Source organism: Acetatifactor sp., from assembly GCF_982438285.1.
Window position 1 is genome coordinate 1 of sequence record NZ_CEWDFQ010000094.1, and the last position, 9,908, is coordinate 9,908.

Annotated in this window: 9 protein-coding genes; 2 read left to right on the forward strand and 7 right to left on the reverse strand. The window is 50.3% G+C overall.

The annotated features are described in order from the left end of the window. The 5 genes from AC1WIP_RS06445 to AC1WIP_RS06465 form a co-directional block, all read right to left on the reverse strand. Positions 1-775, reverse strand: a 775-nt coding sequence (locus AC1WIP_RS06445) for a carbohydrate ABC transporter permease (RefSeq protein ID WP_481141072.1), incomplete at its 3' end; no start/stop codon positions are given. 18 nt (positions 776-793) lie between these two features. Then, positions 794-1,681: a carbohydrate ABC transporter permease gene (locus AC1WIP_RS06450; RefSeq protein WP_481141073.1), complete on the reverse strand. Its 888-nt coding sequence runs from the start codon at positions 1,679-1,681 to the stop codon at positions 794-796. Between the two features lie 25 nt (positions 1,682-1,706). Beyond that, positions 1,707-3,062 (reverse strand): ABC transporter substrate-binding protein, encoded by a 1,356-nt coding sequence (locus AC1WIP_RS06455; RefSeq protein ID WP_481141075.1) that lies wholly within the window; start codon positions 3,060-3,062, stop codon positions 1,707-1,709. A gap of 27 nt (positions 3,063-3,089) precedes the next feature. Next, entirely contained in the window at positions 3,090-4,205 is a 1,116-nt protein-coding gene (locus AC1WIP_RS06460; RefSeq protein ID WP_481141076.1) for a glycoside hydrolase family 88/105 protein, read from the reverse strand. Then, complete coding sequence (locus AC1WIP_RS06465; RefSeq protein WP_481141077.1) at positions 4,199-5,185, reverse strand: Gfo/Idh/MocA family oxidoreductase; 987 nt, start codon at positions 5,183-5,185, stop codon at positions 4,199-4,201. The genes AC1WIP_RS06460 and AC1WIP_RS06465 overlap by 7 nt, the downstream gene beginning before the upstream one ends. Before the next feature lie 284 nt (positions 5,186-5,469). Between AC1WIP_RS06465 and AC1WIP_RS06470 the strand changes: the two genes are divergently transcribed. After that, positions 5,470-7,209 carry a sensor histidine kinase gene (locus AC1WIP_RS06470; RefSeq protein ID WP_481141078.1) on the forward strand — a complete coding sequence of 580 codons (1,740 nt, stop codon included), beginning with the start codon at positions 5,470-5,472 and terminating at the stop codon, positions 7,207-7,209. Beyond that, positions 7,210-8,730, forward strand: coding sequence for a response regulator (locus AC1WIP_RS06475; RefSeq protein ID WP_481141079.1), 1,521 nt, complete (start codon positions 7,210-7,212; stop codon positions 8,728-8,730). A gap of 196 nt (positions 8,731-8,926) precedes the next feature. Here AC1WIP_RS06475 and AC1WIP_RS06480 read toward each other — a convergent pair whose 3' ends face one another. Together AC1WIP_RS06480 and AC1WIP_RS06485 are read right to left on the reverse strand one after the other, a co-directional pair. Next, positions 8,927-9,610, reverse strand: a complete 684-nt coding sequence (locus AC1WIP_RS06480) for a hypothetical protein (RefSeq protein WP_318703168.1) — start codon at positions 9,608-9,610, stop codon at positions 8,927-8,929. Between the two features lie 101 nt (positions 9,611-9,711). Beyond that, the coding region (locus AC1WIP_RS06485) for a hypothetical protein (RefSeq protein ID WP_481141080.1) at positions 9,712-9,908 on the reverse strand (197 nt) is incomplete at its 5' end.

The following is a 9,908-nucleotide window of genomic DNA, read 5'->3' on the forward strand; positions in this document are numbered from 1 at the left end:
TAAAAATTGGCAGGAGAGACAGTGTCGCCATGGCAAACATAGCCCCCCAGTCCGAGCCCGAGGTGGGATCGGAAAACAGCTTCAAGGCAAGACTCACCGGGTATTTGCTGGGTCTGTTTAAATATAACAGTGCTGCCAGAAAGTCGTCCCAGCGCCACATAAAGGAAAAAATTGCGCTTGTGACAATGGAGGACTTAATCAGGGGCAGGATAATCCGTACAAAAATCTGCACGGTTCCAGCGCCGTCAATTCTGGCCGCCTCGTCCAGCTCTATGGGAATCCCCTTGATAAACTGCACATTCAAAAATACGAAAAAGCCCTGGGCGCAGTATTGGGGAACAATTAAAGGCAGGTAGGTTCCCACCCATCCAAGCTGGTTGAACAGAATATACTGGGGAATCATAATTACCTGAAAGGGAATCATCATGGACAGCAGCACACAGCCAAACCAGAATTTCTTAAAAGGAAAACTGCACCGTGCAAATCCAAAGCCCACCAGCGAGGAGGACACAACCGCCCCCAGAGTGGCAACAGCGGAGATAAACAGGGAATTTTTAAAAAATGTGGAAAAGCTGTATCCCGCAAAGCCCTTCCAGCCGGTGATATAGTTATCCAGGCTGAAGGCTTCCGGCAAAAGCCGCTCTGCCGAATTTAAGATTTCATTAGAGGTCTTAAAGGAGCCGAAGATCATCCACAAAACGGGATAGATCATCACCAATGCAAACAGAAATACAAATACATGATAAATTACCGCATTCATCCTTCTTTTCCTCATGCGCCTCTCCTTTCCGGCTTACTCTGCCTCATAGTAAACCCATTTTTTCTGGGTCAGGAAAATCAGGGCCGTCAGGCCGCCCACCACCAGCACCATAAACCAGGCCAAGGCGCACCCATATCCCAGCTTGTTATATTTAAACGAATTCTGGTACATATAGACCACATAGAACAGAGTGCTGTTCTGAGGCTTCCCCTCAGTGATAATGTAGCTTTGGGTAAAGGCCATAAAGCCGTTGATCAGCTGATTAATCAGGTTAAAAAATATGGTAGGGGTAAGCATGGGAAGGGTGATCTTGAAAAATTTCGTAAACCACCCGGCGCCGTCCACCGTGGCAGCTTCATACAGATATTGGGGAATCTGCTTTAACCCTGCCAGAAAGATCAGCATGGAGGACCCAAACTGCCATACCGCCAGCAGAATCAAGGTCCAGATGGCCGTCTGGGACCTCCCAAGCCACGCCGCGCTGCTCTCAATGCCGATAACCCCTAACAGCGCGTTGATCATGCCGTTGCTGGCAAACATGCGCTTCCACAAAATGGCTATAGCAACGCTGGAGCCTATGATAGAGGGCAGGTAAAAAACGGTTCTGTAAAAAGCGGACAGCTTTCCGGGCCGCACCAGCAACAGGGCCACCACCAGCGCCATAAGAAGCCTTAGGGGCACGGAAAACACCACATAGAACATAGTGACGCCAAAGGTCTTCCAAAACAGCTTATCCTGGGTAAACATGGTAATATAGTTTTGCAGTCCTATAAACTCCGGCGGCGTTAATATGTCATATTGGGTGAAGGAGAACACAAACGACATCACCATGGGAATGCTGATAAAGCATACAAAGCCCACAATAAACGGTGAAATAAACAAATATCCTGTTATTTTTTCTTTTCTTTTTCTGTGTGTCATAGGCATTCTCCTTCCTGTCTGCGCTCTACTGTGCAGCCTCTAAAATACTCTGTGCCTCAGGCACAAACTCTGCGGCTGCCTCCGCCCCCGTCTTGTTTCCATAACGTATATCCTCTACCAGGGAAGTCAGCACCGCCTCCACCTCGCTGTAGCCTGCTGGAGTGGGCGGGTCCACAGCGGTTGCAACCTGATTTACCTCTGCAACATAGTCATATACAATGGCCTCTGTTTCACTGACCAGTCCGCTGACCATATCTGCAATGGCGCTGTTTGCGGGAATCCCGCGCTCGCCCTTTAGGATCTCATTTGCCTCCTTGCTGTTTACAAACCAGTCGATAAATTCTGCCGCCTCATCCTTGTGCTGAGAGCTTTCCGTCACAGAAAAGAACATGGCCGGTTTTAAATACATGGGCTCCACAGACGCGTCGGGCAGCGACGGATACATGCAGACTCCCAGCTCCCTGTCCCCGCCGCAGGCCTCATAAATGCTTAAGAAGGAATTGGAGAAGGAAAACACATTCCAGGTAGACAAATCGTTGATGGGCATAGAATCCACCACCTGGGGATTTTTCTCGGACAAAATATCCGCCGGAATACAAAACGGGGCCGTTGCAAACTGCTCCACCCAGTCAAAATGGGTCTGGGCCGCTTCGGTGTTTCCTGCAAGAAGCTCACTGTAAATCACAGTCCCCATAGCCCTGGCGTTGTACTCAATGGTAGTCATGCCGCTCTCATAGTAGGCGGGCACCCCTGTTTTGTCATAAATCTCCTGGCAGATGTCATAAAACTCCTGCAGCGTGGGCTTAAGGGGAATGGTGACTCCCGCCGCGTCCACTGTAGCCTTGTCATAGAGCACCATGGGGGCCGTGCTGCCAAGCGAAATGGCGTAGCAGCTTCCATCCACCGAGCCGCTTTCAATGATACTGTCACTGATCTGAGAGCGGTCTATGACGCCGGACTCCAGATAGCTGTTCAGGTCCGCAAGCTGCATGCTGGAGGCATACTGGCTTAGATAGGAATAATCCATCTGAATCACGTCAGGCAGCTCTCCCCCGGCGGCCTGGGTGGCCAATCTGTCCCAATAGCCGGACCAGTCCGTAAATTCCGCTTCAATTTTTATATTGGGATTCTGCTCCATATACAGGTTAATCACCTGCTGTGTCAGATCGTGCCTGCTCTGGCCTCCCCACCAGCTTACCCGGATGGTAATTTCCTCACCGTCAGCGGCGGAAGCCTCTTGTGTGCTCTCCTGTACCGTTTCCTGGCTCTGGGCCTCTTTGGAAACCAGGGTCTGGTTTCCTCCCCCGTCAGAGCCGCAGCCGGCAAGGACTGACGCCATCATTGCAAGCGTTGTCATGATACCAATCCATTTCTTTTTCATCGCTTTCTCCTTCCTGCGCTTTCTGCGCTATCTCAAGGCCTCACTTAAGGCCAGGATTACCAGTGACTGCCCGTAGGCCATGGGCCTGATATGGATGCTTTTATAATAAGCCGAGTCCATGCCGATGGCTGTACCCGCCGACACATTCTCCACAGTGCCGTCCTGGGAAATGTTGGCGCAGATTGCCTCCACAGCCCGATGAGCCGCATCCTTATACTCCTCGGGCAGAAGTCCCATCCGGACCCCCTTATAAATTCCCGCAGCGATCCCCGCACTTCCGGATACCTCAAGATAGCTGTCCGGCTCTTTTAACACGGTATGCCACAGGCCGGATTTGTCCTGCAGGGACACAAGGGCCTTTACCTGGGCTTTAAAGGTATCTGCAAGATAATCTCTGACACCCTGGGAAAGATTTTTCCCGCACTGCTCCAGATATTCCAGCACCCCAAAGGTAAACCAGGAATTCCCCCTGCACCAATATACCTCTCCGAAATTATCTTCTCTCTGGAAACTCCAGCCATGATAAAACAGCCCCGTTTTTTTGTCATAGAGATACTTTATGTGCAGAAGAAACTGATGCACTGCCTCCTGCATCATATCCTCCCTCTTTTCCATGCTGCCCACACGGTTTAAAAAAAGCACTGCCATCACCAAGGTGTCTATCCAAAGCTCGCTGTCGTTGAGCCGCACGGCCTTTCTATCGCCGATTGCGCTGGTCACATGCTGGAAGCCGTTCTCTCTGGTCTTTGGAAGGGACTCCATCAGCCACAGCGCCTGACGCATACATTCCTCCCTGTATTTCTTATCCTTCCATTCCTGGGAAAGAAAGGACAGGGTCAGGAAGGGGGCCGTAGTATTGATATTCCGGGAGGGAAGCCCCTGTTCAAAATTCCGTCTGAACCATTCCCGGAAAAATTCCTGATATCTGTCGTCTCCAAGTGCCTGCTCGGCCCGGTACAATCCGTACAATCCGATTCCCTGGGGCCAGTCCCACTCCTCAAACCCGAAGTCCCTGGCTACCATTCCCATCCGCTGGGATTCTGCATCCGTTTTTTTGTCCATTTCGTAGTCGGCGCCTCCCAGATGAATGAGCTTGTCTATCACAAGCAGAAGCTTGTCCTCCAATTCTCTCTTTGTCAGCATTTTTTGTACTCCCTTTCCCTGTTGTGCAGTTTCTGTGCAATTTCCACTAACGGCAAGGCATAGTCCATGCTTTCCCCGGGCTGCTTTCCGCTCTCCACCGCCTGCAGAAAATGCAGAATTTCCCCGTAAAAACCGCTTGCCACGGCATTTTCTAATGGGCTGCCCACAACCGGTCCCGTTAACTGCTCCACCACGCGGTCCCCCTTATAGATGGTCACGCCGCCAGGGCTGTCACTGCACTCCCATACAGGAAGGTGCGCATAGCAAGCGGTTCCTTTACAGGAGGCAAACACTCTTTCATTTACAATGCCGCTGTCCACCAAAATGGTAATTTGTCCCCGGATGCCGTTTTCGAAACAGCAGTCCAGATGAAAATTGCTTACATGGGGACCATATTCCGGCAGATCCTGATAGGTAAAGGAGACGCTCTCATAGTCCCCGTCCGCCAGGTATCGAAGCAGATCAATCCCGTGAATGGCCGTGGTGTAAAAGGTGGGCTCCACACGTCCTATGCGGCACATCTGCACGGCAATATTCTGCACCTTCTCCTTTTTCAGCCTCTCCTTCAGATCCTGTACCACCGGAATAAAGTGCCTGTTAAAGGCCACTTGGTGTAAAATGCCCTGTTTCCGAAAGGCCTCGGCGAGCCTGTCTGCCTCCTCCTTCGTAAGGGCCGGAGGCTTTTCCAGCATAATGGGAATTCCCATGGGCGCCGCCTCCACTGCCAGGGCTGCCGTCCGTTCCACCGGAACTGCCATAAGCAGCCCATCCAGCTTTTCTCTCCCCAGCATTTCCAGGGTATCTGTATACGCTCTTTGAAATCCTGCTGCCGCAGCCTCCTTTGCCCTTCCCAGGTCCGGATCGCTGCAGGCCGCCAGAAAAACCCTTCCCTCCTCCTGCAGACGCTTTAACGCCGGCAGATAATAACGCTTCACAATGTCGCCGCACCCAGCCAGACCGATTCGGATGCCTCTTTTCATCTCCACACCTCCCTTGTCCGCTTTTGCAAGCCTCCATCCCAGCTTTGCCGAAACATTTCCTTTTCGCTTTTGATACGATTTATTATAGAGAATTTAAAAAAAATGAAAACACAAAAAAGAAAACTGCAATGTTTAAAAAATGGCTTTTTTTTACAGTCTTTTTCCAATATTTGTAATTGTATGGATTTTTAATATAATCTCAGCCGTTTTTTGACTTTACAAGGCTTTGGAGAAAATGTCATACTGTAATGGGGTAGGTTTTTTATAAGGAGTGTATTTACGGAATGCGTATGAAATATTTTTTCCGCAATTTGAATCTGGCAAAAAAATTTGCGCTGATTTTTGCCTTGGCCCTGTCCGTCATCTGTCTGACAGGCATTTCCGTAATCTGTTTTATCACAGACAAATACAATCAGGAGCTTTACGCAAAGACCCGGCTTGCCATGGACTTTTTGGTCGCCGATTTGGAGACAAGCCTGAAGGAAATCGCAGTCACCACCGATTATCTGATTGAAAATCAGCAGATTCAGCAGGCCCTGACGCAATATCACGCAGCGGACAGCACCGAGGAAAAGGCCCGCAGCAAGCGGCTGCTTTATGACAATCTTTATTCTTATTTTAATTCCGACACTGCCATCGAGTCTATCGTCCTTATGCTGGGAGACGGTTCTTTTGTGAGAATGGGATACTCCTCCTGGGACTATGCTGACGAGGCCTTCAAGGCTTTAGAATCTGCCTCCGACCAGGCCATGGGACGCCTGGTCTGGCGGGGTGGAAGTAATTTTGAAAATACGGCCTTCTGCGCCCGTCAGATCCGCCAGAAGGCATATCTGAAACTGGATAAGCTGGCCACTTTGTTTGTGGAAGTGAATATGGAAAAAATCATCTCTCAGTCCCAGAGAGCAAGAGAAGCCTGCCTTGTCTTTGACACCGGCGGTGATTTTCTGTATTATCCCTATCCTTTTCCCGAGGAAATTGCTCCCTGCGACTATCCTTCCTCCGACAGCTATCAGGTGATCCACTCCTTTGAGGGCGTATATTTTGCGGCGTCTGGAAGCCTCCCCTACACGGGCTGGAGCTATACTTATTTTTTTGACTACGAGAATTTGTTTTTTCAGCTGAACAACGCTCTTTGGACAGCACTTTTTGTGCTGGTGCTTGTATTTTTTGTGGTGGTCGCCGCAGAATATGCGCTGGTCCGGCGAATTACCTCTCACTTCCGCACCCTGGAAGAAAAAATGCGGCATTTTGAGTCCGGGTCTTTAGAACCCTTGCCCGTACCCTATGATTACTCTACACGCAATGATGAAATCGGGCTGCTTCACCGCAGGTTTGATCAGACTGTGCTGAACTATAAGAAACTGGTCCACGACAACTATCGCAAGCAGCTTTTGCTGAAGGACGCCGCTATCCGGAATCTGGAACAGCAGATTCATCCACACTTTTTGTATAATGTGCTGGATTCCATTTATCTGCTGGCAGAGGCCCACGGCGTGCCTGATATTGCTGATATGTCCCACTCCCTGGCCTGCCTGTTCCGGGCCTCTATTTCCGACGGCGCTCCCACCATTCCCATTCGCAACGAGCTGGACTATCTGGACAGCTATATTCATATCCAGCAGGTCCGCTTTCGGGAATTGATCCATTTTTTCAGCTCCTTAGACGAACCCTGTCTTGATGTGATGATACCAAAGCTTTCCATTCAGCCTTTGGTGGAGAATGCCATAAAGCACAGCATAGAGGAGACCGGAGAAAGCTGCCGGATCGTTCTTACCATATCGGATCAGGATAAGGGAACCTATATTTCCGTGTCCAACACAGGCTCTCGCTTCGAGGATGATATGGAGCGCCAGCTCCGGCATCCGAAGCAAAGCCACTCAAGCACCCTTGAGGTTCACGGAATCGGTCTTAGAAATATCAACGAAAGGCTGCAGCTGATCTATGGCGAGCAGTGCTGCCTGCACTTTTACAACGACGGCCCCTGTGCAGTGGTCTATTTCATAATTCCGAAAGGAGACAGCTGAATGTATCGTGTATTGCTTGTGGATGATGAACCCATTGTACTTTCCTCCTTGTCCGCCATCCTTCCCTGGGATTTGCTGGAGTGCCAGCTTGTGGGCACCGCCTCAAACGGCATGGATGCCTACAATAAAATCTGCGACGAATATCCCGATATTGTCATTACGGACATCAAAATGCCCTTGCTCAATGGTCTTGAGCTCATTGAAAGGGCGAAAAAGCTGGATGCGGATATTGATTTCGTGGTGCTGTCCGGCTATGACGACTTTGCCTTTGCCCAGTCCGCCATGAAATTCGGCGTAAAGGATTATCACTTAAAGCCTGTGCGCAAAGAGGAGCTCGCCACAACGCTGCAAAAAATCATAGCAGAACGCAGAAAAAAGGAACAGGCGCTTCTTTCTCAGGAGAGCCAGTTTCTGCAGAAATTAAGGCTTCCCTTACAGAAAAGCTTTCTTTTCGATGCCTTTCATTCCTCCGGTCCGTCAGAGGAAATCTTGAAGCGCTACACTCATCTTTTGGGATTTCCCCAGGGCAATGTGACATGCTTCATTGCCTCCTTCCTGGAGCCTGCTTTCTTATCCCGCTTTTTGGAGGAATTTTATTGCTGCATCCGCCGTCTGTCCATACAGGTGCTGTGGCCCGCCTTTTATGTCACCAACAGCTTTGTGCTCTTATATACCGCAGACGACCTCTCCACAGGAGAACGACTCCAGCGTTTTGTCAAATCCAGAAGCTGGCCCGGACAGTCGGTGGAGCTGGAATGCCAGCTCATCCATTTTGAAACCATTACCTGTGCCTATCGGGAAATCATCCGTAAAATTTCCCGCTATCAGACCATAAGTCTGATCAATGAAATGCAGCCTCCGGAGGAAATCAGCAATCCTTCCCTTTCCGCCCACAGCTTTGGGTTTTCCTGCAGCGGGTTGGAAAGCCTCTCCGATGAATATGAGGCCCAGAAACTGGTCCGGGATATCTTTTCTCCTGTAAAAGACGTGGACACCGCCATCCTTCTATGTATCCGCCTGCTGTTCTCCTCACCGCTTTTTTCCGCCAAGGAGGATTTCGATTTTCACACTCTGCAGCTTCTTTTCCGAAGCGGCACTGTGGAAGAGGTTCAAAATCTGGCTCTCCGTCTGCTGTCTGGGCGCCTCCCCGTGCAGGCCTCTAAATGCGGCCCCCAGAAAGCCACTCTGATCCCCAGAGTGAAGGAATATGTGAACGCACACTTAGACTCCGAGACCCTCTCTTTAAAATGGCTGGCGGAAAACCAGTTTTTTGTCAGTGTGGGTTACCTCAGCAAGCAGTTTCAGCTGGAGGAGGGAGAGCATTTCTCCCATTATCTGAACAGACAGCGGGTTGCGCTCGCCAAAAAGCTCATGACCTCCTATCACAACAGTAATATTCAGGAGGTGGCTCTGTTAGTGGGATTTCGTAACAATCCCAGATATTTCAGCCAGGTGTTTAAAAAATACACCGGAATGACCCCCAGCGAATATCTGGCCGGGCAGAAAGAAGGAGCGTCCTGAAAGCATCTATTTTGATGGCTTCCAGGACGCTCCCGGCTCTTTTCTATTTTTTTAGGTAATTGCGAAACTCGCTCCCTGGTATCAGAAACTGGGCATAATAACCAAAATAAGGGTGACGAGCTACTGCTTCGGAACCCGTTTTTGGTTATTATGACTAGGTTCGTGACTTTGTCAGCGAGTTTCGCAAACGCCTATTCTATTCTTTTGCAGACAGCTTTCGGTACTCTCCCTTTCTGTCATAGGAATCCAGCAGATAGGAATCATCTGTGAGCACACAGTCGATTTCCAGATCATCCTGGCGGTATCGGCTGTGCCTGCGCAAATCTTCTCTGGGCCTCTCCTGCTTGGCCTGAAACTCCTTTTTCCCGGAAAACTGTCCCGTCAAGTATTTCGACACCTTCTGGAACCGGATTTTCACCTTCTGGGCCAGCGTGGCCTGCCCGCTCCCAGCAGCTTCCGCCGGGGAAAAGTAAGGATTCTGCTGCAGCAGACTCTGAGGGGTCTGCACTCCCAGCGCTCCCGCCGCCACCTGGGGGCCGTGCAGCTTTCCGGAAGCGTCCTGGGTCTCTTCCAAAACAGGCTCCTGTAAAACTGTTTTTTCAGGATAAGCCTCTTTGCTCCCTTCCTCCAAGGTCTCCTGGACGCCCCCTCCCCATAGATTCTGAGCAAACGTCTTTGCCGCATTCAGCGTACTTTTCAGCCAGGCGGACAAGGAAAAGGTTCCCTGGGGCTGTGTAACCGTTTCCGCAGACTGGGGCGTCGCGGAAGCGCTTTCCCACGCAGCGCCTGCTTTTCCCTCCAGCGAATGCGTCTGTGTATGAATACAGGTAGTCACATTATGTGTATCGCTATGACTGTTTCCCACTCCGTTTATCTGCATAGTGCCGTCCTCCTTATCAGTGCTGTGTGGTTTGACGGTTTCACTTATTGTATCGACAGATTACGGCAAAACCTTAATTTCCTTTTCCCTGTTAAATCCCATCATTGATATACAAAACCGTCCGGCAGAATCTGATCAGCTAACGCAGCCGCCTCTTTACGGTCCTGGCACGGAAATGAGATCACCTGCTGATTCTCTGCCCTTTCCAACGACTCATTCAATAGAATTACTCCCCCAGCACAAGCACTGAATATGCAGGCATCACGGCCTCCGTCTCTGTCCGCTCCACGCCCTCTTC

Excerpts from the sequence above, each read along its gene's own strand:
- AC1WIP_RS06450 (WP_481141073.1), bottom strand. The coding sequence starts at position 1,681 with ATGACACACAGAAAAAGAAAAGAAAAAATAACAGGATATTTGTTTATT.
- AC1WIP_RS06455 (WP_481141075.1), bottom strand. The coding sequence starts at position 3,062 with ATGAAAAAGAAATGGATTGGTATCATGACAACGCTTGCAATGATGGCG.
- AC1WIP_RS06460 (WP_481141076.1), bottom strand. The coding sequence starts at position 4,205 with ATGCTGACAAAGAGAGAATTGGAGGACAAGCTTCTGCTTGTGATAGAC.
- AC1WIP_RS06465 (WP_481141077.1), bottom strand. The coding sequence starts at position 5,185 with ATGAAAAGAGGCATCCGAATCGGTCTGGCTGGGTGCGGCGACATTGTG.
- AC1WIP_RS06470 (WP_481141078.1), top strand. The coding sequence starts at position 5,470 with ATGCGTATGAAATATTTTTTCCGCAATTTGAATCTGGCAAAAAAATTT.
- AC1WIP_RS06475 (WP_481141079.1), top strand. The coding sequence starts at position 7,210 with ATGTATCGTGTATTGCTTGTGGATGATGAACCCATTGTACTTTCCTCC.
- AC1WIP_RS06480 (WP_318703168.1), bottom strand. The coding sequence starts at position 9,610 with ATGCAGATAAACGGAGTGGGAAACAGTCATAGCGATACACATAATGTG.